Origin of the sequence: Novosphingobium cyanobacteriorum (assembly GCF_029436685.1) — a bacterium.
In the GTDB taxonomy this organism is placed as follows: domain Bacteria; phylum Pseudomonadota; class Alphaproteobacteria; order Sphingomonadales; family Sphingomonadaceae; genus Novosphingobium; species Novosphingobium cyanobacteriorum.
In genome coordinates this window covers 1-20,831 of the sequence record NZ_JAROCY010000004.1, presented here as the reverse complement: position 1 = coordinate 20,831, position 20,831 = coordinate 1, and the positions used below count along the sequence as shown (strand labels likewise).

Here is a 20,831-nt window from a genome sequence, read left to right as displayed (position 1 = left end):
CGGATCGATCACTCGATCACGGCGCCCCAGTTGCCCCACACGTAGATGGCGACGAACAGGAACAGCCACACCACGTCGACGAAGTGCCAGTACCACGCAGCCGCTTCGAAGCCGAAGTGCTGGCGCGGGGTGAACTCGCCCTTGTAGGCGCGGATCAGGTTCACGATCAGGAAGATCGTGCCGACGATCACGTGGAAGCCGTGGAACCCGGTGGCCATATAGAAGGCCGAGCCATAGGTGTTCTTGCCGAAGGCGAACGGCGCATGCGCGTATTCGTAAGCCTGGATCGAGCTGAACAGCAGGCCGAGCAGAACGGTGGCCCAAAGGCCCTTCTTCAACCCGTCACGGTCACCTTCGATCAGGGCGTGGTGCGCCCAGGTGAGAGTGCAGCCCGAGCAGAGCAGGATCAGCGTGTTGAGCAGCGGCAGGTCGAACGCGTCCATCACCGCTTCGATCGCCTTGGGCGGCCACACGCCGCCGATCACGTCGGTGTTCAACGTCGACGGGAACAGCGAGAAATCGAAGAAGGCCCAGAACCAGCCGACGAAGAACATCACTTCCGAAGCGATGAACAGGATCATGCCATAGCGCTGGTGCAGCTGCACCACCGGGGTGTGATCGCCCGCGTGCGCTTCCTTGATGATCTTCCCGAACCACGAGAAGAACGTGAGGATCACGCCCAGCAGGCCCGCAAAGAACACCGCGTGGCCACCGGCCAGCTTGTGCATGTAAAGCACGCCGCCGCTGGTCATCGTGAGCGCCGACATCGCGCCGACGAGCGGCCACACATCGGGCGGCAGGATGTGGTAATCGTGGTTCTTGGCGCCGGCCATGGTCGTCAGTTCCCCCAGGGTCAATCCGGGCACCCAGGCTGCCCCGGGCGCGTTTCAACAGCGGCCTTTATCGAGAGCAGGCCGCGTGGTCCAGTCACTTTGCGCGCGGCTCTGCTGGCTTTTGTGCCGGGGGCTGCGCCCCGGCCCCTGCCGCGCTGGTGCCCGCCGCTTCAAGGAAGGTGTAGGACAGCGTGATTTCGCCAATGTCCTTGGCGTTATCGTCCTGCAGCATTGCCGGATCGACATAGTAGATCACCGGCATGCGCACTTCCTGACCCGGCATCAGCTTCTGTTCGTTGAAACAGAAGCACTGGATCTTGTGGAAATAGGCCCCGGTCTGTTCGGGCGTCACGTTGAACACGGCGCGGCCGATGATCGGGCGGTTCGAGGTGTTCTTTGCGGTGAAGAACGCCATCTTGCGCTCGCCGATCCGGCCGTCCTGCGTCACCTGTTCCGGCGCGAACTTCCACGCCAGACCGGGGGCCACGTTGGCGTCGAAGCGGATGGTGATCGGCCGTGCCGTGGCTTTCACGCCCGCCGCCTGCGCCGCGGTGGCGCGTTGCGTGGTGCCGTTGAAACCGGTCGCCTGGCAGAACATGCGGTACAGCGGTACCGAGGCGTAGCCAAGGCCGAGCATCGCCAGCGCGATCGAGCCGACCATGATCGCCACCTTGCGGTTGCGGCGCGAATCGGGCTGCACGGCGGCGGACATGGTCATGACTGCTTGATCGGGGAAAGACGTTCGACCGGGTGGCGGTTTTCCGCCTGCTTGGCGATCTTCACGATCGAGATGGCAAAGAAGAGCACCGCCATAGCGCCGAGCACGAGGCCCAGCACGCGCGACCGGCTCTTCTGCCGCGCGCGGAAGGCGCGGGTCTGTTCTTCATCCATCATGCCTGCCAACCTTGAAGGGTGGCGACGCGGTCTGCCACCAGCATTCCGAAAAGAAGGAAAAGATACAGGATCGAGAATCCGAACAGCCTCTTTTCCGGCTTCATTGCATCGTCCGGCCCCGCCCTGCGCAGGCCAACCTTGATCGAAAGAACCAGGAATATCGTCCCCAGCACGAGCGCCGAAAGGCCATAGACCATGCCCGTGCCGCCGATGAACCAGGGCGCCATCGCCACCGGCAGCAGCACCGCGGCATAGGCCAGGATCTGCAGGCGGGTGGATCGTTCTCCGGCAACCACGGGCATCATCGGGATTCCGACCTTGGCGTAGTCGATCTGGACGAACAGGGCGAGTGCCCAGAAGTGCGGCGGCGTCCACATGAAGATGATCAGGAACAGCAGCACCGGCATCAGCGTGATGTCCCCGGTCACCGCAACCCAGCCGATCAGCGGCGGAAAGGCGCCGGCGCCCCCACCGATCACGATGTTCTGCGGCGTGCGCGGCTTCAGCCACACGGTGTAGATCCACGCGTAATAGAAGATCGAGAACGCGAGAATGCCTGCGGCCAGCCAGCCGATGGCGATCCCCATCACCAGCACAGATCCGACCGACAGCGCCACGCCGAAATCGCGGGCCGAGGTGCGATCGACCCGGCCCGAGGGTAGCGGCCGCTTGGCGGTGCGCTTCATCCCGGCGTCGAGGTCAGCCTCCCACCACATGTTCAGCGCCGCGGCGCCACCAGCACCCACCGCGATGCACAGGATGGCGGTGAAGGCCAGCACCGGATGCAGCGATCCCGGCGCGGCGAGCAGGCCGCACAGGCCGGAGAAGATGACCAAGGTCATTACCCGCGGCTTGGTGAGGGCGAAGAAATCGCGCCATTCCGCCGGAAGCGGAACCGCAGTGGTCGAAGGAGTCTGGGCTGCCTGCATGATCGGGGGCCTATACGCGCGCTTTCCCGCCAAAGAAAGCGAAACGGGGTGGGCCGTGTTCCCGCCTTGATTCCCTTTGAGACAAGGCATTTGCCTTCCCCGCGCAATCCGGCAGACTGCCAACCTTTCGCCCCATTTCGGAGCCCACATGCGCAAGTTCCATCTGCTTTCCCTTGCCATCCTGGCCACACTGACCGCGACGCCCGCGCTGGCGGCCAAGGCCCCGCACATGCCGATCGCCAGGTTCAACGATCTCGCCCAGCCGCTGCCCAAGCCTTATGACGAGGCGGCCGATGCAAAAGCCACCGATGCCGCCGTCGCTGCGGCCAGGGCGCGCGCGAAGAAGGCCGGCAAGCTGCTGCTGGTTGATCTGGGCGGCAACTGGTGCCTGGATTGCCGCATTCTTGCGGGCGTGATGGAAACCGCCCCACTGCGCCAGTGGGTTGCCGCGCGATACGAGATCGTGACCGTCGATGTGGGCCGGTTCAACAAGAACCTGCAGGTGCCCGCGCGCTATGGCATCACCGATAGACTGGAAGGCGTGCCAGCTCTCCTGATCGTCAATCCCCGCACCGGCAAGCTGGTCAATGCCGGGCGCGTGACGGCGCTGGCCGATGCCCGCAGCATGTCGCCACAGGGTTTGGCAGACTGGCTTGCGCAGTGGCCAGCGAAATGAAGCTGCTGCACACCCGTAACGCGCTGGCGATGCTTCTGGCCGGCGCGGCTGCCAGCCCGTCTCTGGCCGCTCCGATCCTGTTGAGGCCGGCAGCCGTGTTCGATGGCCTTGGGGAAACCACGCATGCGGGCTGGCAGGTGCTGATTGAGGGCGAGAAAATCATTGCCGTGGGACCAGCACTGACCGCCCCTGCCGATGCGCAGGTGATCGAGCTGCCGCGGCAGACGCTGATGCCCGGCATGATCGAGGGCCACGGCCACCTTTTCCTGCATCCCTACAATGAGACGAGTTGGAACGACCAGGTCCTGCATGAATCGCTTGCGCTGCGGACTGCGCGGGCGACGGCGCAGGCGCGCGCCACTCTGATGGCAGGGTTCACAACCGAGCGCGACCTCGGCACCGAGGGGGCAGGATTTGCCGATGTCGGCCTGCGCGATGCGATTGCCCAGGGAATCGTGCCCGGCCCGCGCATGCTCGTCGCGACAAAGGCCATTGTTGCCGAGGGCGCCTATGGCCCCAAGGGCTTCGAGCCAGGCATTGCGGTTCCGCAAGGCGCACAGGAGGCCAGCGGGATAGAGGGAATGGTCCGCGCCGTTCGCCAGCAGATTGCTGCGGGGGCAGACCTGATCAAGCTCTACGCCGACTATCATTACCAAGGCGGCGAAAACAGCCGGCCAACGTTGTCAGCGGACGAGATCGGCGCAGCCGTCAAGACAGCGCATGATGCGGGCCGTCCCGTGGCGGTGCATGCCAACACTGCCGAGGGCATGGCACGGGCCATTGCTGCAGGTGCCGATACAATCGAACACGGCGACGAAGGCACTCCGGCGTTATTCAAGGCGATGCGGGACAAGGGCATCGGTTACTGTCCCACGCTTGCCGCCGGCGATGCGATCGCGCGTTATCGCGGCTGGAATGGCAGAGAGCCCGGACCGGCGATGGTAACCGACAGCCGACGCGCGTTTCGGCTTGCGCTGGCCGCTGGAACACCGATCTGCATGGGAGGCGACGTCGGCGTGTTTGCACACGGAGACAACGTGCGCGAGATGGAGTTGATGCAGCAGGCAGGCATGACAGCCGGCAAGGTGCTGCTGGCGGCCACTTCTGGCAATGCAGGACTGTTCGGAATTGGTGACCGACTGGGCAGCGTGAAGCCGGGCATGCTGGCCGACCTGATTGCCGTTGAAGGCGATCCCTCCACCAATATCGCCGCCCTGAGGAAGGTACGGATGGTGATGAAAGGAGGTGTCATCGTTAAGCCCGAGTGATTCGATACCGGACAAAGCTTGACTTGAACCCACATTCTAATTTATGGGGGTGAGACCTGCTTGGCAGGGAAAGCCTGGTTACCGGCGTTCGCCGGTTTGGGATGGCGCATGGCGCCAGCTGCAGGCCCCACAACTTTGATGCGGGACGATCCCGCGTGTGGGTGCGGGCATGCGAGATTCAAAACGATACCGGCTGTGCCCGCTCCCCGTGAAGACGGAGAGATGAATGTCGGAGTTCGTACGCAACACCTGGTACATGGCGGCCTGGGCCAACGAAGTGCCCGAAGACGGCTTCCTGGCCCGCACCTTTCTTGACGAGCCCTGGCTCATCCTGCGCAAGTCCGATGGCTCTTGGGCGATGATGGCAGACCGATGCCCGCACCGGTTTGTCCCTTTGAGCAGGGGCAAGCGCAAAGGTGACACCGTGGCTTGCGGGTATCACGGGCTGACCTTCGACACCGATGGCGCCTGCGTATTCAATCCCTTCGGTCGCGAAGTGCCACCTGAAACGAAAGTTGCTGCACGCCCGATCGTCGAAAAGGATGGCGCGCTTTGGTTCTGGCCGGGTGCCCCGGACCGGGCCGATCCTGCCCTGATCCCCGATTTTTCGTTCATCGATGACGCCAGCGACGCGCGCGACCACCTTGTCATGGACGTCAACTACGAGCTGATCTCGGACAATCTGCTGGACCTCAGCCACGCGGAATTCCTTCACGTGGAGACCTTCGGCGTGAACGGCTCGCTGTTCGAGTGTGGCAAGCAGACGGTCGAGACCGATGCTTCGGGAGGCCTCTGGAACAAGTGGGACATGGTCGGTTCGCGCGCGCCGGTCTGGGCGGAACCGATCGTGGGGCCTGGAGTCCCGGTGGACCAATGGCTTCACATCCGCTGGCATGCGCCCGCCTCGCTGGCGCTGTACATCGGCATGGCGCGCACCGGCACCGACAGGAACGACCTGGTGGTTCCGCCGATGGCCAACCCGCATATCCTGACGCCCAAGACCGCTACAGAGACGCACTATTTCTTCACGCGCGGGCATGGCGAGGAGGCCGCTGCCATGGCTCGGCGTGTGTTCCTTGAAGAAGACGAACCCATGATCCGCGCCCAGCAAGAGGCGATGAAGGGGCGGGACTTCTGGGAAATGCGGCCGGTGATCATGCCCTCTGACGCGGCAGCCATCCGCGCGCGCCGCAAGCTGATGCAGATGCGCAGGGACGAAGCGATCGAAGGAGCGGATGCGGTGTAGCCGATACGCTGTCTCGCCGGGCCAGCGAATTGGCGCGGCGAGACGCCAGCGATTGGAACGTCTACATGCAATGCGCTGGACAGACTGACAAACGAAAAGGGCCCCGGTCTCCCGGGGCCCTCTTTCTTTGATCCAACTGTCGCCAGTCGGGATCAGTGCGCGTGCGCGGTATCGTCGATGACCGGCAGCGTTTCGAACTGGTGGAACGGCGGGGGCGAGGACAGCGTCCACTCCAGCGTCGTCGCACCTTCGCCCCAGTAGTTCGGCGCGGCCTTCTTGCCGGCAAGGAACGCGTAGGCGATGTTGATGAAGAAGATCACGATCGACACGGCCATGATCTCGTAGCCGATCGAAGCGATCTTGTTCCAGTATTCAAACGCGGGGGCATAGTCCGGATACCGGCGCGGCATGCCCTGGGTGCCCAGGAAGTGCATCGGGAAGAAGATCGTGTTCACGCCCACGAAGAACACCCAGAACTGCAGGTGCGAGAGGAACTCGCTGTGCATCCGGCCGCTCATCTTCGGGAACCAGTAGAAGAATCCGGCGAAGAGCGAGGTCACTGCACCCAGCGACAGCACATAGTGGAAGTGTGCCACCACGTAGTAGGTGTCCTGCAGGTTGTCGTCGATGCCGCCGTTGGAAAGCACCACGCCGGTAACGCCGCCCACGGTGAACAGGAAGATGAAGCCGATCGCCCAGACCATCGGCGACTTGAACTCGATCGAGCCACCCCACATCGTGGCGATCCACGAGAAGATCTTGATGCCGGTCGGCACCGCGATGACCATGGTCGCCGCCGTGAAGTACATCTTCGTGTTCACGTCGAGGCCGGTCGTGTACATGTGGTGGGCCCACACGATGAACCCTACGACACCGATCGCCACCATGGCGTAGGCCATGCCGAGATAACCGAACACCGGCTTGCGGCTGAAGGTGGAGATGATCTGGCTGATCATGCCGAAGCCGGGCAGGATCATGATGTACACTTCGGGGTGGCCGAAGAACCAGAACAGGTGCTGGTAAAGGACCGGATCGCCGCCGCCGGCGGGATCGAAGAACGTGGTGCCGAAGTTGCGGTCGGTCAGCAGCATGGTGATTGCGGCGGCAAGGACCGGCAGCGACAGCAGCAGCAGGAACGCGGTGACCAGCACCGACCACACGAACAGCGGCATCTTGTGCAGGGTCATCCCCGGCGCGCGCATGTTGAAGATGGTGGTGATGAAGTTGATCGCACCCAGGATCGAGCCCGCACCCGCAAGGTGGAGCGAGAAGATCGCGAAGTCGACTGCCGGACCGACCGAGCCGGTGGTGGACAGCGGGGCATAGACAGTCCAGCCGGTGCCGGCGCCATTGCCGACGCCACCCGGCACGAAGGCCGAGAACATCAGCGACAGGAAGCCCGAGACGGTCAGCCAGAACGAGATGTTGTTCATGCGCGGGAACGCCATGTCAGGCGCACCGATCATGAGAGGCACGAACCAGTTGCCGAAGCCGCCGATGATCGCGGGCATGACCATGAAGAACACCATGATCAGGCCGTGGGCGGTGATCAGCACGTTCCACAGGTGAAGCTGCTGGTCGAAGCTCGGGCTCGATTCGCCCAGGAACTTGGCAAACATGCCAAGGTACTGGATGCCCGGCTGCGCCAGTTCCGCGCGCATCATGCCTGACACGGCGCCACCGATGACCCCCGCGAAGATCGCGAAGATAAGGTACATCGTGCCGATGTCCTTGTGGTTGGTGGACATGAACCAGCGAGCGAAGAACGCCGGCTTGTGATCATGATCATGGTCGTGCGCATGGTCGTGCGCATCGAAGCCTTCGGCTGGTATGGTGGCCATCTCGTGCGAACCTTGTCCTTGGAATTCTTACGCGGCGGGCGCGGCAGAAGCGTCTGCCGCAGGAGCCGGGGCGGGAGCGGCGGCTGCCGCCGGGGTGACCGCGGCGGGCGCGGCTGCTGCAGCGCCACCAACGGTGCCGCCCTGTTCCTTCACCCAGGCTTCGAACTTCGGCCGGGGCAGCGCTTCGACCACGATCGGCATGTAGCCATGACGGACGCCGCACAGTTCAGAGCACTGGCCATAGTACACGCCGGGCTCGTCGATGTGGATCACCTTCTCGTTGATCCGGCCCGGAACGGCATCGAGCTTGAACCACAGCGAAGGCACGGCGAAGGCGTGGATCACGTCAGCGCCGGTGGTCTGGATGCGGATGTCCTCGCCGGCCGGAACGACCATGCGGGCATCGGCGCCAAGCTGCGGCTGCTCGCCACGCTTCAGGGCCTCTTCGTCGGGCAGCATGTTCGAGATCACTTCGAACCCGCCGTTGTCCGGATAGCTATAGCCCCAGTACCACTGGTAACCGGTGACCTTCACCGTCAGCGCGCCCTTGGGCGCCGGCTTGTACTGGTGGGCGATCAGGCGGATCGAAGGCACCGCGATCACCACCAGGATCAGCACGGGGACCAGCGTCCACACCACTTCGATCAGGGTGTTGTGGCTGGTCTTCGACGCCACCGGGTTGGCGCGGCGGTTGAAGCGCGCCATCACGACCAGCAGGAGAAACAGGACGAACAGCGAGATCACGGTGATGATCGGCATCAGCACGTAATCGTGCATGACCAGCGCTTCCTTGCCCGTGGGCGAATACTGGTCCTGGAAACCGATGCGACCTTCGACCGGCTGCCCCTTGCCCGCAACGGGCTTCATCGGAACATACTTGTCAGCCGCAGGCGCGGCGGCCGCCTCGGCAGCCGGAGCGGCGGCGGCGGCAACCGGAGCGGCTGCTTCTGCCGCAGGCGCGGCTGCCGGAGCGGCCATGGCGGCCTGCGGGGCGATCGCCAGCGCGGCCGCAAGGCCGACGGTCCGGATCGCTTTGCCCATGACGCGGGCGGTATCGGCAAGACTCATCGTCAAAAGTTCCGCTTTCCCTGTATGCGCCACGCCCGAACGGCGCACGCAAACCCCTCTAATACCCTCGATTGGACCGGCCTATACGCGCGGTTGTCCTTGTCCTCAAGCGCCCTGAGGGGATTTTTTAAGCCACCTTCGGGCACTTGCGCCACCTGCCGAAAAGGCTTGCAGAGCACCGTGGCAGAGGCCATTTGGCGCGCCTGTATATATAAGGCCGGATTGCCCGGCCACGATGGACGACAGGCGCGATGCAGGACGACGAAATCCTTTCCGAATTCCGGGCGAGCCAAGCCCTGCTGGAAGGGCACTTCCTGCTCTCCTCCGGCCGCCACAGCGCGCACTACCTTCAATGCGCGCGAGTCCTTATGGACCCCATGCGCGCGTCCCGCCTTGCCGCGGCGCTGGCGGCCAAGCTGCCGCGCGATGTGCGCCAGCAGATACAGAAGGTCGTCTCGCCCGCCATGGGCGGCGTGATCATCGGCCATGAGATGGGCCGCGCACTGGGCGTGGAAGCCCTGTTTGTCGAACGGCCCACCGGCACATTCGAGCTTCGCCGCGGATTCTCCCTGGCGCAGGGCGAGAAGGTGCTGATGGTAGAAGACGTCGTCACCACCGGCCTTTCCAGCCGCGAGGCGATCAAGGCGATCGAGGAAGCGGGCGGCGAGGTCATCGCGGGAGCGGCGCTGGTCGACCGTTCGGCCGGCGCGGTTGACCTCGGGGTGCCGTTCTACCCGCTGGTGCAGCTGAATTTCCCGACTTACGCGCCCGACGAGCTTCCGCCCGAACTCGCAGCCACGCCGGCGATCAAGCCGGGCAGCCGGGCACAGGCATGATGCCCCCGGCGGGCAGCCCCCGGAACGTGCTGGCTCCGGGCCGGCTCCGGCTGGGCGTCAACATCGACCATGTCGCGACCATCCGCAACGCGCGCGGTGGGGAACATCCCGATCCCGTGCGCGCGGCAGAGATCGTCGCCAGTGTTGGTGGAGACGGCATCACCGCGCACCTGCGCGAGGACCGCCGCCACATCCGTGACGAAGACCTTGCCCGCATCCAGGCCGCCACGGACCTGCCGCTTAACCTAGAGATGGCCGCAACCGACGAGATGCTGGCCATCGCCCTGCGGCACAGGCCGCACGCCGCCTGCATCGTGCCCGAACGGCGCGAGGAGCGTACGACCGAAGGCGGCCTCGACGCCGCGGGCCAGCACAACCGGCTCGCGCCCATCGTCGCGCGCCTGACCGACGTGGGCATTCGCGTCAGCCTGTTCATCGCGCCGGAACCACGCCAGATCGAAGCGGCGATGAAGCTGGGTGCGCCGGTGGTGGAACTGCACACCGGTGAATATGCCCATGCCGAAGGGGATGCGCGCGCTGTCGAACTGAAGCGAATCGCCGACATGGCCGCACTCGCCGCGCGCAACGGCATCGAACCGCATGCGGGCCACGGCCTCACCTATGACAACGTCCAGCCGATTGCCGCCATTCCGCAGCTGGCCGAACTGAACATCGGCCACTACCTGATCGGCGAGGCGATCTTCTGCGGGCTTGAACAGAGCGTGCGCCGGATGCGCGAACTGATGGACGCGGCGCGGTGAGCCGCAAGGCGAAGGCTGCTTCATGATCATCGGGATGGGTTCGGACCTGTGCAACATCGAGCGCATCCAGAACTCGCTGGCGCGTTTCGGTGAGCGATTCGAACAGCGCGTCTTTACCGAGATCGAACGCGCCAAGGCTGAGCGCCGCCCGTTCACCAAGGCCGGCACCCTCGCCAAGCGCTTCGCCGCCAAGGAGGCCTTTTCGAAGGCGGTCGGCACCGGGTTCAAGGCCGGCGTGTTCATGAAGGACATCGGCGTGGTCAATGCCCGCAGTGGCGCGCCAACCCTTGCGCTGACCGGAGGCGCGGCCGCCAGACTCGCCGCGATCACGCCAGAAGGGCACGAGGCAGTCGTCCACCTGACATTGACCGATGACCACCCATGGGCGCAGGCCTTCGTGGTGATCGAAGCACGGCCGCTGCCGGGCGTGGCTGCATGAGCGACACCGAAGGCGAACAGGCACCTGCCGAATCGCCCGCAACCGAACAGGACAGCGGCACGAACTGGTGGGTCGAGCTGCGGGGGCTGGCGTTGATGCTGCTGGCGGTGATCGGCTTTCACAGCCTGGTGGCCAAGCCGTTCTACATTCCCAGCATCTCGATGATGCCCAACCTGCTGGTTGGGGATCGGCTGGTGGTCAGCAAGTATCCCTATGGCTGGTCGTGGGTCTCCGCCTCGTTCCACGTCCTGCCGCGCAGCCAGACGCGGATCCTGCCGCGCACGCCGGAATATGGCGATATCGTCATCGTCGTGCCGCCCAACAGCGACGACGACTACATCAAGCGCGTCGTGGCGCTGCCGGGTGATCGCATTTCAGTGGTGGGCGGCCAGATCATCCTGAACGGCAAGCCGGTTCCGCAGGTCTCCGAATCGCCAATCGATTTGCCGGTCGATGCCAACCAGCCGTGCGAGCCCGAGGAGTTTCCCGGCCTGCGCTTCCGCGCGCCGGACGGGAAGATGTATTGCGAACTGCCCGTGTTCCGCGAAACGCTGCCGAACGGCGCCACCTACCGGATCATTGATCACACCGCTCAACCGCTGGACAACTATGCGCAGGTCACCGTCCCACCGGGCCACGTCTTCCTGATGGGTGACAACCGCGACCATTCCGCGGACAGCCGCGCCCCTATCGAGGAAAAGGGGCTGGGCGGGCCGGTGCCGCTTTCCAGCGTCGGCGGCCGCGCCGAATTCGTCACCTTCTCGCTCGACGGATCGTCCTCGCTCAATCCGCTCAACTGGTGGAACTCCTTGCGCCCGGGGCGCGCGTGGACCAGATTGCGCCCCATGATCGCAAAGCCTTTGCCCGATCCGCCCTCCAGCGTGCAGGCACGCTGATGGCCGGTCCTACCGACATCCAGGACGACGTCGTCCGCTCCGAAGCCAAGAAGGCGGCCGTCTGGATCGGCACCGCCGCGCTGGTGGCCTTGGCCGTGTTCCTGGCCCAGCCCCTGCTGGTGATCTTCGGCGGCATCGTCTTTGCCGCCATGATCGACGGCGGCCAGCGGCTTCTTGCACGTGTCGCGCCGATCCCGCGCGGATTGCGCATCGCCATCGTGCTGATGGCCGCGGTCGCCTTCCTCGTATGGCTGGTGTTCTTTGCCGGAAACCAGATCGCGGCGCAGGCGGCTGAACTTCCCGCCATCATCAACACCCAGGCCGCGCGGCTGCTCGAATGGGCCAACAGCCGTGGCATCACCGTTCAGCAGGCCGATTTCTCGCGCGTGGCGGAACAGCTGATCGGCGGCGTCGGCCCGGTCACCAAGGCGCTGGGCGGCATCTTCGGCGGCTTCACCACCGCTTTCCTCATCATGATCCTCGGCATCTACTTCGTGCTTGAGCCGGACCTGTACCAGCGCGGACTGGCCTGGATGCTGCCCGAAGCGAGCCGTGCGCATTGGCATGGCACCGCACACCGCATGGGCCGTGCCCTGCGCATGCTGCTGTTCGGGCGGCTGATCGGCATGGCGGTGGAAGGGATCGCCACCTGGGCGCTGCTGGCCGTCTATGGCGTGCCCATGGCGGCGCTGCTCGGCCTGCTCACGGGGCTGCTGGCGTTCCTGCCCAATATCGGCGCCCCGATCTCCGGCGCCCTGATGGTGCTGGTCGGCTTCTCGGGCGGCACCAACATGGGCATCTACTGCATGGTCGTGTACCTGGTGGTGCAGACGGTGGATGGCAACATCATCGTGCCGATGGTGGCCAAGCGCACTGCCGACCTTGCCCCGGCGTTGGTGCTGGGCGCGCAGCTGATCATGGGCGTGATGTTCGGCATCCTCGGCCTGGCACTGGCCGACCCGATCGTGGCGATGCTCAAGATCGCGCTGGAACGGCAGGCCGAACGCAACGACCGCGCCGCCACCGAGGCCGCCGAAGCTTCTGAAGCAATAGAGACGACGGCCTGACACATGGCGCGCAAGTTCCTGTATTTCATTGTCGTGCTGATCGTCCTGGTGCTCGTCGCACTGCTGGTGATGCGCATCTGGTCAAAGGAGCTGACCCGCTTCGCGTTCGTGCCCCGCACCGCCTTCGAACAGTTGCCGGCCCTGCAGCCAGGTGCATACGCCGACTCGAAGATGTGGATTTCCCGTCCGGGTACGCCGAATGATCCGGCACAATACCTGCCCAAGGGGTTTGCGCGCGGACCGCAGGGCAAGGCCTGGGTCTTCTTCGTCCACCCGACCAGCTACCTCGCCCGCGAACGGTGGAACGGCGCCATCAACGATACAGATTCCAGCCGTCGCGCCGCCATGTTCGTGCAGGGCATGGCCAGCGTGTTCAACGGCGAGGCTGCGGTCTTTGCACCGCGTTACCGGCAGGCCGCATTCGGCAGCTTCCTCGTCAATCAACCCGAATCACGCTCGGCCATCGCGCTTGCCCACGGAGACGTTCTGGCTGCGTTCGATGCGTTCCTGAAGCAGGTCCCTGCGGATGCCCCCATCGTGCTCGCCGGCCACAGCCAGGGCTCGCTCCATCTTCTGCATCTGTTGCAGGAGCGGGTGAAGGGAGCCCCGGTGCAAAATCGCATCGTCGCGGCCTATCTGATCGGTTGGCCGGTTTCGGTCCAGCATGACCTGCCGGAAACAGGCCTTGCCCGCTGTGCCGCGCCGGATCAGGCAGGCTGTGTGGTCAGCTATCTGAGCTTTGCCGATCCGCCGGACGCCAGCATGATGATCGATGCCTACCGTGCCGCGCCCGGGCTCGACGGCCAGCGCAAGGGTGCCGAGCCGTGGCTCTGCACAAACCCGCTGACCGGAGGCGCGTCAGCCGATGCCCCGGCCAAGGCCAACCCGGGCACGCTGGTTCCGAAGTCCGACACAAAGGACGAAGAGATGCTGAACGGCGCCGTTCCCGCGCGTTGCGACGCCGGAACGGGATTGCTCATGATCGGCAGCCCGCCCGATGTCGGCCCCTTCGTGCTGCCCGGCAACAACTACCACGTTTATGACTATCCCCTGTTCTGGAAGGCCTTGCGGGCCGACGTGGCGCGGCGTGAGGCGGGATGGTTCAAGGCGCGCGGGAAGTGATCACCCTTTCCGCAGCGGAGCTGCGAAGCGCCGTCCCCAACGGTGGCGTCCTGATGGGACTGGACACGGGTACCAAGACGATCGGGATTGCGCTGTGCGATGCCGGCTGGCGTTTCGCCACCGCAGGCAAGACGATTGCGCGCCGCAAGTTCGCGCAGGACAAGGCGCAGATCGCCGCGATCATTGCCGAACGTGGCGTGAAGGCGCTGGTGATCGGCCTGCCGCTGAACATGGATGGCAGTGAAAGCCCGCGCAGCCAGGCCGCACGGGCCATGGCCCGCAATCTGGAGGATCTGGCCCTGCCCATCCTGATGTGGGACGAACGCTGGACCACGCAGGCTGCCGAACGCGCCATGATCGAACAGGACTTCAGCCGCGCAAAGCGGGCAGAGCGGATCGATTCCCACGCCGCTGCCCTGATTCTCCAGGGCGCCATCGACGCCTTGGCAGGCGCGGCATTCTAACCGTCATCGGCCCGCACTTCGGACAGCGGAAAGCCGGAATTAAAGGATTGTATTCCGCAACGCCTGCCTGCAGGATTTCACCGTGGAAAAAGACACGGATCAGCTGCCCCGGACAGGACTGGTTAGAGCCGGAGTACCCTTTGATCCGGCCAAGCTCGGCAAGTTGCTGAACAGCAACGGCCACAGCGGCTTCATCGGCATGAGCTATCGCGATCACGGGCCGGACTGGGTCGAACTCGGGCTTCCCTGGCGGGAAGATCTGGTTGGTGATCCCGAAACGGGCGTGCTGGCTTCGGGCCCGATCATCAGCCTGCTCGACAACGCAACCTCGATGGCGGCCTGGGTGTCACAGGGGGAATTCCGCCCACAGGTCACGTTGGACCTGCGCATAGACTATCTGCGCGCCGCAGCGCGCGGCAAGGCGATCGTCGCTCGCGGCGAATGCTACAGGCTGCGCCGGACCATGGCCTTTGTCCGCGGTCTTGCGCATGACGGCGACCCGTCCGATCCGGTCGCGCACGCGACAGGCATCTTCATGCTCGTGCACGGTGACGAATGGGCCGCTGACGGCAGGGACCGGGCCATCAGGGCAGAGGAAAAGTGAGCGTCGCAGCGCCCATTGACGCGCTTCCTCCCTATGCCCGTGCCCTCGGCATGGTCGTTGACCACATCGACGATGGTTGCCCCGTACTCGCCATGGACTATTCGGCTACGGTCGGCGGCAGGCCGGGATATCTGCACGGTGGCGCCATCGGAGGCATGCTGGAAATGGCGGCGTTTGCCGCGCTGCGGGCGCACCTTTCCCAGCGCGAGCTGGATCTCCGGATCAAGCCGGTCAACGTGTCGATCGAATTCCTGCGTGGCGGGCAGGCGGAACGCACCTTTGCGCGCGGCACCGTGTTGCGGGCCGGTCGGCGCCTGGCCAACGTGCGGGTGGAAGCCTGGCAATCCGATCCGCAGAAGCCGGTGGCGAGTTGCTGGATGAACTTCCTGCTCTCGCCCCGTTAGCGTCAGGGCGTGCCCGGCATCGCGTCGAGCAGCATGGTCTTCACTTCCAGATAGGGCGAGAGCCCCTCCGGTCCGCCTTCGCGTCCGATGCCCGATTGCTTGAACCCGCCAAAGGGCAGGCCGAAGTCCATCCGCAGGCCATTCTGCCCGAAGCCGCCCGTGCGGATGCGCCGTCCGATGCGATAGGCCGCCTCCGCATCGTGCGTAAGAACCGAACCGTTCAGGCCAAAGGCGCTTTCGTTGGCGATGCGGATGGCGTCTTCCTCGTCCTCTGCCGGTATCAGGCTGAGCACGGGGCCGAAAATCTCCTCCTGCGCAATGCGGCTGGTGTTGTCGACATTGGCGAACAGCGTCGGCTCGATGAAGTACCCGCGGTTGATGTGGCTGGGGCGCCCGCCCCCGGTAATCAGGTCCGCCGTGCGCCGCCCCTCCTCGATATAGCCCTCGATCCGTTCAAGCTGGCGCTTCATCGCCACCGGGCCAAGCTGCGTCGCCGGATCGTCGCTGTGTCCGATGACAACGGTCCGCATCTCCGCCGCGATGGCCTCCGCCAGCTCGTCGTGCCGTTTGCGGGGCACGATCGCGCGGCTCAGCATGGCGCAGACCTGCCCGCTCATCACCGTGATCGTGCCGGTCAGCAGCTTGGCCGCCGCCTCGGTTGGGAAATCGTCGCGGATGATCGCCGCGCTCTTGCCGCCGAGTTCCAGCGTGCAGCGCGCGATGCGGGCGCCGCAGACGCTGGCGATGCGCTTGCCGGCCACGGTCGATCCGGTGAAGCTCACCTTGTCCACGCCGGGATTGCAGACAAGGTGATCGCTGGCCTCGCGGTGCCCCGTCACCAGGTTGACCACGCCCGGCGGCAGGCCCGCCGCCTCGGCCGCCTCGGCAATGATATAGGCTTCCAGCGGCGTTTCGGGCGATGGCTTCATCACCACCGCGCATCCCGTAAGGAGGGCGTAGGCGACCTTGTTCGCCATGATGCCGAACGGCCCGTTCCACGGTGCGATCGCCGCCACCACGCCCACCGGCTCGTGAACCAGCAGCCCCACTGCCGCCCCGATGGTGGGCCGCTGTTCCACAAAGCGGAAGTTCTCGGCAAAGCCGGCGATGCCCTCCAGCGTCATCACCGCCCCGCCATGCATCGGCCCGGCAAAGCTGGCCAGCCCGCCGATCTGCGCCGTCCATGCCCGTGCCAGCTCGTCCTGCCGGCCGCGCAAGTGCGCGATCATGCGACGGAAGGCAGCGATCCTTTCCGCCGGCGGCATGGTCGGCCACGGACCACGGTCGAAAGCCTCGCGCGCGGCGGCGACTGCGGCATCCATGTCCACTTCGTCGGCCTCGGCAACGGCAGCCACCACCTGTTCCGTGTCGGGTGAGACGATCTCGATCGTGCGACCGCTGTGCGCAGACACCCACTGGCCGCCAATGAACAGCTTGTCCGGGTGTAGGACGTTCACGCCTGCAGGAAGGAGCATGGAATAATCCTTTCAGGGCTGCGCCAGCGCGCACTCTACGCGGGCAATTTTGCCTTGTGCCATGGTGTAGAAGATGAACTGCCGCATCTCCTGGACTTCGCCGGCGCGAATGGGGAAGAAGCCATGCAGTCCCCGCGCATCGAGCGCCTCGCGCGACAGGTCGGCAAAGGCCTCCACCCGCACGACCGCATCGATGGCGGTGAGTGTTTCCGAACAGGCGAAGTTCAGCACCCGCACGCTTTCTGCCACATGGGCGTGGAGGAAGCTGTAAAAATCCTTGAGCGCCTGGCGCGAGCGAATCTCTGCGCCAAAGAACGTCATCTGCGGCGGATCGACATAGAAGTCAGCCACCGCATCATAGTCCTTTGCGTTGAACGCGGCCACATAGCGATCATAGCCGGCCCGATCGAGCATCGCCTGAATCTCTCCCGACGCGGCCGGATTCGGCTCGCAGGGCATTTCTAACATTTGTTATCGTTTATGCAAGGTCGGAGAAATGAGAAGAGGCGGCCGTTGCCGACCGCCTCTTCCATTTCTCGGGAATGAGAATTGTCAGAACTTCTTCTTCAGCGTGACCGCCCATTCGCGCGGACGGCCGACCTGTCCGGTGATCGCACCAGCGCCGGCGCCGGTCAGGTCGAACTTGCTGACGAAGTAGTACTTGTCGAACAGGTTCGTCACTTCAAGGGCAACAGACACATCCTTCGCCTCGTTCTGCCAGGTCAGTCGTGCATTGCTGAGCGTGAAGCCCGGCACCTGGCCGAAGGTCGCTGACGGCGAACCTGGTACAGGTGCCACGTCGCCACCTGCCAAGCCCGACTGGTAGGCGATGTCGAAGCGCGGCGTCAGCGAACCGGCATTGCCCAGTTCGGCGTCATACTGGATGCCGAAGCTCCACTTGGTCTTGATCAGGCCACGCGGGTTCTTGGAAAGAAGGCCCACGATCGCCGGATCGGAATTGCAGGGGCCCGACGCCTGGCCGACCACTGCCGGGTTCACACACTTCCACTTCCAGTCGACATAACTGAACGAGCCATCGATCTGAAGGCCATTGACCGGGCGTGCCGAGAGCTCAGCCTCGAACCCCTTGACCTTCGCGTTGCCGGCATTCTGTGGCAGGGCGCAGGGGCCTGGACCACCAAACTGCGGACAGGACAGCAGGGTGAGCTGGGCGTCCTTGAAATCGTTGTAGAAGCCGGCAAGGTTCAGCCGCACCTTGCGGTCAAGCAGGTCAGTCTTGATGCCGATTTCATACGACGTCAGCGTTTCGGGCCCGAAGCCACGCGCCTGGGCAGCGTTGAACGGACGCGGACCGACTCCCCCTGCCTTGTAGCCGGTGGCTACCGTTGCAAAGGCCAGCACCTCGGGCGAAAAGCGGTAGTCCAGCGAGATGCGATAGTCGACGCGGTCACCGCTGAACTTGGCGGTGCGACCGGTCAGGGCGGTGCCGTTCGGCCCATCGTATCCCGCGCCATTGGCGGCGCCGATCGGATCGAGGAACGGATTGATGGTCGTCCCGTCGAGATTGTAGCGGTAGAAGGTATAGGCCTTCTCGTCCTTGGTATAGCGCACGCCTGCCGTGATGGTCATCGCCTCCATCGGGCGCACGATCACCGTACCGAACACGGCCTTGGACTTGGTGCGAACCGGATCGTTGCCGATGAACTGCAGCGGGAAGATCGGCAGCAGCCCGACACCGGGGATATTCGCCGCAACATAACGGATGTCCTGCAGCGTGTAGTAGGTCGTCTTCTCGTCCGAGTAATAGCCGCCCACGGTGGCATCCGCCATCTCGCCCAGCTTGGCGTTCAGGCGCAGTTCCTGGCTCCAGAACCAGTGGGTCAGCTGGTTGTTGCCGAACCCGACCCGTGCCGGCGAAAGGTCGTTGTCGATCGAGAAGCTGGAGTTCCAGCCACGATAGGCGGTGATCGATGTCAGCTTGAACGAATCGCTCAGCCCCAGATCGATGTTGCCGGAGACGCCCCAGCCTTCATAATCGGACGATTGCTGGCCAGTGGTGGCGGCAAGGGGAAAACCGTTGAGCGGCGGGATCAGCCCGGCAACAAACGCCCCGGCTTCCTGCCCGGTGGAGGTGTAGTTGCACCAGCGCCCGCAAATGAAGCGCGAGTCATACGGCAATCCATTGACTGTCTGCACGTTCGGATTGGGGTTGTTGGCATAGAGCAGAACCTCGGCGCCGTTGTTATGGTTGTCCTTGGTGTAGTCAGCACTGATCATCACATCGACGCGGTCGGACGGGTTATAGCGCAGGATGCCGCGAACCGCCTTGTACCCCACATCGCCCAGCTTGTACTTGGTGCACTTGGTGCCGCCGGTGGTGGATGGCAGGCCGCTTGCCGGTTTGGCGCAGCCGTAGTCGATGACATTCACATAGCCTTCCTGGTCCGCGAACGCGCCTGAAACGCGGGCGAACAGGTCCTTGGCGATGGTGAAGTCCGCGCTGGCGCGCAGGTTGATGCGGTTGCGGATGCCGTAAGTGGCCGAAACATAGCCGCCGCCATTGCCAGTCGGCTTGCGCGAAACGAACTTGATCGCGCCACCTTCGGAGTTGCGGCCCGTCAGCGTGCCCTGCGGACCGCGCAGCACTTCCACGCGCTCCACGTCCATCAGGTCAAAGTTCGCGCCCGTAAGGCGGGGGTAATAGACATCGTCGATGTAGAGGCCGACCCCGGGTTCATAGGCCGGGTTGAAGTCGATCTGGCCAAAGCCGCGGATGCTGGCAGTGATCGAATTGCCGAATGCCGCCGATGCCGGCCGCAAAACCACGCTGGGCGCGGTATTGGCGATGTCCGCCAATGCGCTTGCGCTGCGCTGTTCGATCATTTCCCCAGTCACGGCAGTAATCGCGATAGGCGTATCCTGCAGCTTCTGTTCACGGAACTGGGCCGTCACCACGATCTCTGGGGGCGAGGCTGAATTGTCGGAACTCTGCTGCGCAGCTTCCTGTGCAAAAGCCGTCATGGAAAGGCCGAGCGCAAGCGCTGATGCGCTGCCGGCAGTGAAAAGACGCAGGTATTGCGTTTTAAGAATGGCCATGGCCATATCCCCTCTCCTTCTGGGTCCTCTCCGGGACCGCCTCACTGTTTGTTAGTAAGGCATACTAATTTCGTCGTGGCAAGCCTCTCCGCGCGCTGCGTCGGAAAAACTAACAATTGATGCAAATGCACCACATCGGGCGCGCGCCTCTTGCCCCTTCGGGCGCGGTTGTTCATATTCATGAACGATGGGAAACGGGTCTACGTCCACTGGCATTGCCGAAGCGCCACAGGCGCAACCTGGTCGCGTACCCGTCGATTTCGACGCCGACGCGACGTTGCTGGTCGATCTCCTGAAGCTCGCCACGTTCATCGGCGCGCCGATGCGGGAAAGCGTTGCCGAACCGCTCGGCCTCACACCCACGGACCTGCGGGTTATTCTGGCCCTCGGCGGCGAAGGCGAACTCGCGGGGCACGATCTTTCCGAGATCATGGGAGTTCCCCCCATGAACGTCAGCCGCGCGCTTGCCAGCCTTCTTGACCGTGGGCTGGTGGAACCCGGTGCCGACCCGGCCAACCGGCGGCGCAAGCCGTTCCGGCTCACCGAGCACGGGGCCGACATCTTCCGCCATACGGCACCCGCACTGGCAAAGGTGGGCGCCAGCCTGTTCGGCGGAATGCCGGACGATGACCGCGCAGCGTTCCACCGTGCGGCCCAGGCTGTCCTCGCCAAGCTAACCGGGCGTTGAACAAGCCGCGCAGGCCGGCACGATGCCGGTTCAGGGCCACGGCTTCTGCATCTGCGAGAACGCGCCCGTCGCAAAGGCATGCCCCAGCACGGGATGGGCAAAGCTCATCGCCACTTCCTGCCGGTGCGGCCAGGTCTTCCTGCGCGGCGACAACTACGATGGCCGGTTGAGCGGCGACTATGATGGCCGGTAGGATCGGTTGTCTGGTCTGATCGTAGGGAGGGGCGCAGCCCCGACCGGAGAGCGGACCAGACAACCGGTGG

Annotated in this window: 23 protein-coding genes; 13 read left to right on the top strand and 10 right to left on the bottom strand. The window is 64.5% G+C overall.

Translation table 11 applies throughout. The features are described 5' to 3' along the window. Positions 1 to 8: 8 nt before the first annotated feature. The 4 genes from POM99_RS04885 to POM99_RS04870 form a co-directional block, all read right to left on the bottom strand. Positions 9 to 833, bottom strand: coding sequence for a cytochrome c oxidase subunit 3 (locus tag POM99_RS04885; RefSeq protein WP_277275989.1), 825 nt, complete (start codon positions 831 to 833; stop codon positions 9 to 11). 94 nt (positions 834 to 927) lie between these two features. Further along, a complete protein-coding gene (locus tag POM99_RS04880) occupies positions 928 to 1,545 on the bottom strand; it encodes a cytochrome c oxidase assembly protein (protein WP_277275988.1) in 618 nt (205 codons plus the stop codon). A 2-nt stretch (positions 1,546 to 1,547) separates the two neighbouring features. Further along, positions 1,548 to 1,727 carry a cytochrome c oxidase system small membrane protein gene (locus POM99_RS04875; protein WP_277275734.1) on the bottom strand — a complete coding sequence of 60 codons (180 nt, stop codon included), beginning with the start codon at positions 1,725 to 1,727 and terminating at the stop codon, positions 1,548 to 1,550. Next, positions 1,724 to 2,656 (bottom strand): heme o synthase, encoded by a 933-nt coding sequence (locus tag POM99_RS04870; protein WP_277275732.1) that lies wholly within the window; start codon positions 2,654 to 2,656, stop codon positions 1,724 to 1,726. The genes POM99_RS04875 and POM99_RS04870 overlap by 4 nt, the downstream gene beginning before the upstream one ends. A gap of 148 nt (positions 2,657 to 2,804) precedes the next feature. Here POM99_RS04870 and POM99_RS04865 point away from each other — a divergent pair, with 148 nt between their 5' ends. From POM99_RS04865 to POM99_RS04855, 3 genes are all read left to right on the top strand, one after another. Further along, complete coding sequence (locus tag POM99_RS04865) at positions 2,805 to 3,332, top strand: thioredoxin family protein (RefSeq protein ID WP_277275731.1); 528 nt, start codon at positions 2,805 to 2,807, stop codon at positions 3,330 to 3,332. Further along, positions 3,329 to 4,600: a metal-dependent hydrolase family protein gene (locus POM99_RS04860; RefSeq protein ID WP_438822989.1), complete on the top strand. Its 1,272-nt coding sequence runs from the start codon at positions 3,329 to 3,331 to the stop codon at positions 4,598 to 4,600. Before POM99_RS04865 ends, POM99_RS04860 begins: the two co-directional genes overlap by 4 nt. Before the next feature lie 226 nt (positions 4,601 to 4,826). Then, positions 4,827 to 5,846, top strand: coding sequence for a Rieske 2Fe-2S domain-containing protein (locus tag POM99_RS04855; protein ID WP_277275730.1), 1,020 nt, complete (start codon positions 4,827 to 4,829; stop codon positions 5,844 to 5,846). A 152-nt stretch (positions 5,847 to 5,998) separates the two neighbouring features. Here POM99_RS04855 and ctaD read toward each other — a convergent pair whose 3' ends face one another. Both ctaD and coxB read right to left on the bottom strand, forming a co-directional pair. After that, entirely contained in the window at positions 5,999 to 7,687 is a 1,689-nt protein-coding gene (gene ctaD, locus POM99_RS04850; protein ID WP_277275729.1) for a cytochrome c oxidase subunit I, read from the bottom strand. A gap of 27 nt (positions 7,688 to 7,714) precedes the next feature. After that, the gene (gene coxB, locus POM99_RS04845) at positions 7,715 to 8,728 is read right to left on the bottom strand and encodes a cytochrome c oxidase subunit II (RefSeq protein ID WP_277275728.1); all 1,014 of its coding nucleotides are present in this window, start codon (positions 8,726 to 8,728) and stop codon (positions 7,715 to 7,717) included. A 278-nt stretch (positions 8,729 to 9,006) separates the two neighbouring features. On the opposite strand from coxB, the gene pyrE reads away from it, so the two are divergent. From pyrE to POM99_RS04800, 9 genes are all read left to right on the top strand, one after another. Next, complete coding sequence (pyrE, locus tag POM99_RS04840) at positions 9,007 to 9,591, top strand: orotate phosphoribosyltransferase (RefSeq protein WP_277275727.1); 585 nt, start codon at positions 9,007 to 9,009, stop codon at positions 9,589 to 9,591. Continuing rightward, the gene (locus POM99_RS04835; protein ID WP_277275726.1) at positions 9,588 to 10,352 is read left to right on the top strand and encodes a pyridoxine 5'-phosphate synthase; all 765 of its coding nucleotides are present in this window, start codon (positions 9,588 to 9,590) and stop codon (positions 10,350 to 10,352) included. Before pyrE ends, POM99_RS04835 begins: the two co-directional genes overlap by 4 nt. 22 nt (positions 10,353 to 10,374) lie before the next feature. Beyond that, positions 10,375 to 10,791, top strand: coding sequence for a holo-ACP synthase (gene acpS, locus POM99_RS04830; RefSeq protein ID WP_277275725.1), 417 nt, complete (start codon positions 10,375 to 10,377; stop codon positions 10,789 to 10,791). Continuing rightward, positions 10,788 to 11,687: a signal peptidase I gene (gene lepB / locus POM99_RS04825; RefSeq protein ID WP_277275724.1), complete on the top strand. Its 900-nt coding sequence runs from the start codon at positions 10,788 to 10,790 to the stop codon at positions 11,685 to 11,687. Before acpS ends, lepB begins: the two co-directional genes overlap by 4 nt. After that, a complete protein-coding gene (locus tag POM99_RS04820; protein WP_277275722.1) occupies positions 11,687 to 12,754 on the top strand; it encodes an AI-2E family transporter in 1,068 nt (355 codons plus the stop codon). The genes lepB and POM99_RS04820 overlap by 1 nt, the downstream gene beginning before the upstream one ends. Before the next feature lie 3 nt (positions 12,755 to 12,757). After that, on the top strand, positions 12,758 to 13,876 hold the full coding sequence (locus POM99_RS04815) for a DUF3089 domain-containing protein (protein WP_277275721.1): 1,119 nt from the start codon (positions 12,758 to 12,760) through the stop codon (positions 13,874 to 13,876). After that, complete coding sequence (gene ruvX / locus POM99_RS04810) at positions 13,852 to 14,340, top strand: Holliday junction resolvase RuvX (protein WP_279644439.1); 489 nt, start codon at positions 13,852 to 13,854, stop codon at positions 14,338 to 14,340. Before POM99_RS04815 ends, ruvX begins: the two co-directional genes overlap by 25 nt. 82 nt (positions 14,341 to 14,422) lie before the next feature. Beyond that, a complete protein-coding gene (locus POM99_RS04805) occupies positions 14,423 to 14,944 on the top strand; it encodes a PaaI family thioesterase (RefSeq protein ID WP_438822987.1) in 522 nt (173 codons plus the stop codon). 50 nt (positions 14,945 to 14,994) lie between these two features. Then, positions 14,995 to 15,348: a PaaI family thioesterase gene (locus tag POM99_RS04800; protein ID WP_277275718.1), complete on the top strand. Its 354-nt coding sequence runs from the start codon at positions 14,995 to 14,997 to the stop codon at positions 15,346 to 15,348. Positions 15,349 to 15,350: 2 nt separating this feature from the next. On the opposite strand, the gene POM99_RS04795 is transcribed toward POM99_RS04800, so the two are convergent. The 3 genes from POM99_RS04795 to POM99_RS04785 form a co-directional block, all read right to left on the bottom strand. Next, positions 15,351 to 16,823, bottom strand: a complete 1,473-nt coding sequence (locus POM99_RS04795; protein ID WP_277275717.1) for an aldehyde dehydrogenase — start codon at positions 16,821 to 16,823, stop codon at positions 15,351 to 15,353. Between the two features lie 12 nt (positions 16,824 to 16,835). After that, positions 16,836 to 17,237: a nuclear transport factor 2 family protein gene (locus POM99_RS04790; protein ID WP_277275715.1), complete on the bottom strand. Its 402-nt coding sequence runs from the start codon at positions 17,235 to 17,237 to the stop codon at positions 16,836 to 16,838. A gap of 138 nt (positions 17,238 to 17,375) precedes the next feature. Beyond that, entirely contained in the window at positions 17,376 to 19,880 is a 2,505-nt protein-coding gene (locus tag POM99_RS04785; protein WP_277275714.1) for a TonB-dependent receptor, read from the bottom strand. 187 nt (positions 19,881 to 20,067) lie between these two features. Here POM99_RS04785 and POM99_RS04780 point away from each other — a divergent pair, with 187 nt between their 5' ends. After that, positions 20,068 to 20,568: a MarR family winged helix-turn-helix transcriptional regulator gene (locus POM99_RS04780; RefSeq protein WP_277275712.1), complete on the top strand. Its 501-nt coding sequence runs from the start codon at positions 20,068 to 20,070 to the stop codon at positions 20,566 to 20,568. A 30-nt stretch (positions 20,569 to 20,598) separates the two neighbouring features. Here the strand turns inward: POM99_RS04780 and POM99_RS04775 are convergent, their stop codons facing one another. Next, a complete protein-coding gene (locus tag POM99_RS04775; protein ID WP_277275711.1) occupies positions 20,599 to 20,721 on the bottom strand; it encodes a hypothetical protein in 123 nt (40 codons plus the stop codon). Positions 20,722 to 20,831 lie beyond the last annotated feature (110 nt).

Excerpts from the sequence above, each read along its gene's own strand:
- POM99_RS04870 (WP_277275732.1), bottom strand. The coding sequence starts at position 2,656 with ATGCAGGCAGCCCAGACTCCTTCGACCACTGCGGTTCCGCTTCCGGCG.
- POM99_RS04860 (WP_438822989.1), top strand. The coding sequence starts at position 3,329 with ATGAAGCTGCTGCACACCCGTAACGCGCTGGCGATGCTTCTGGCCGGC.
- POM99_RS04875 (WP_277275734.1), bottom strand. The coding sequence starts at position 1,727 with ATGATGGATGAAGAACAGACCCGCGCCTTCCGCGCGCGGCAGAAGAGC.
- pyrE (WP_277275727.1), top strand. The coding sequence starts at position 9,007 with ATGCAGGACGACGAAATCCTTTCCGAATTCCGGGCGAGCCAAGCCCTG.
- POM99_RS04835 (WP_277275726.1), top strand. The coding sequence starts at position 9,588 with ATGATGCCCCCGGCGGGCAGCCCCCGGAACGTGCTGGCTCCGGGCCGG.
- POM99_RS04820 (WP_277275722.1), top strand. The coding sequence starts at position 11,687 with ATGGCCGGTCCTACCGACATCCAGGACGACGTCGTCCGCTCCGAAGCC.
- POM99_RS04785 (WP_277275714.1), bottom strand. The coding sequence starts at position 19,880 with ATGGCCATTCTTAAAACGCAATACCTGCGTCTTTTCACTGCCGGCAGC.
- POM99_RS04780 (WP_277275712.1), top strand. The coding sequence starts at position 20,068 with ATGGGAAACGGGTCTACGTCCACTGGCATTGCCGAAGCGCCACAGGCG.
- POM99_RS04800 (WP_277275718.1), top strand. The coding sequence starts at position 14,995 with ATGGTCGTTGACCACATCGACGATGGTTGCCCCGTACTCGCCATGGAC.
- POM99_RS04880 (WP_277275988.1), bottom strand. The coding sequence starts at position 1,545 with ATGTCCGCCGCCGTGCAGCCCGATTCGCGCCGCAACCGCAAGGTGGCG.
- lepB (WP_277275724.1), top strand. The coding sequence starts at position 10,788 with ATGAGCGACACCGAAGGCGAACAGGCACCTGCCGAATCGCCCGCAACC.
- ruvX (WP_279644439.1), top strand. The coding sequence starts at position 13,852 with ATGGTTCAAGGCGCGCGGGAAGTGATCACCCTTTCCGCAGCGGAGCTG.
- ctaD (WP_277275729.1), bottom strand. The coding sequence starts at position 7,687 with ATGGCCACCATACCAGCCGAAGGCTTCGATGCGCACGACCATGCGCAC.
- POM99_RS04795 (WP_277275717.1), bottom strand. The coding sequence starts at position 16,823 with ATGCTCCTTCCTGCAGGCGTGAACGTCCTACACCCGGACAAGCTGTTC.
- POM99_RS04865 (WP_277275731.1), top strand. The coding sequence starts at position 2,805 with ATGCGCAAGTTCCATCTGCTTTCCCTTGCCATCCTGGCCACACTGACC.
- POM99_RS04790 (WP_277275715.1), bottom strand. The coding sequence starts at position 17,237 with ATGCTCGATCGGGCCGGCTATGATCGCTATGTGGCCGCGTTCAACGCA.
- acpS (WP_277275725.1), top strand. The coding sequence starts at position 10,375 with ATGATCATCGGGATGGGTTCGGACCTGTGCAACATCGAGCGCATCCAG.
- POM99_RS04855 (WP_277275730.1), top strand. The coding sequence starts at position 4,827 with ATGTCGGAGTTCGTACGCAACACCTGGTACATGGCGGCCTGGGCCAAC.
- coxB (WP_277275728.1), bottom strand. The coding sequence starts at position 8,728 with ATGGGCAAAGCGATCCGGACCGTCGGCCTTGCGGCCGCGCTGGCGATC.
- POM99_RS04815 (WP_277275721.1), top strand. The coding sequence starts at position 12,758 with ATGGCGCGCAAGTTCCTGTATTTCATTGTCGTGCTGATCGTCCTGGTG.
- POM99_RS04885 (WP_277275989.1), bottom strand. The coding sequence starts at position 833 with ATGGCCGGCGCCAAGAACCACGATTACCACATCCTGCCGCCCGATGTG.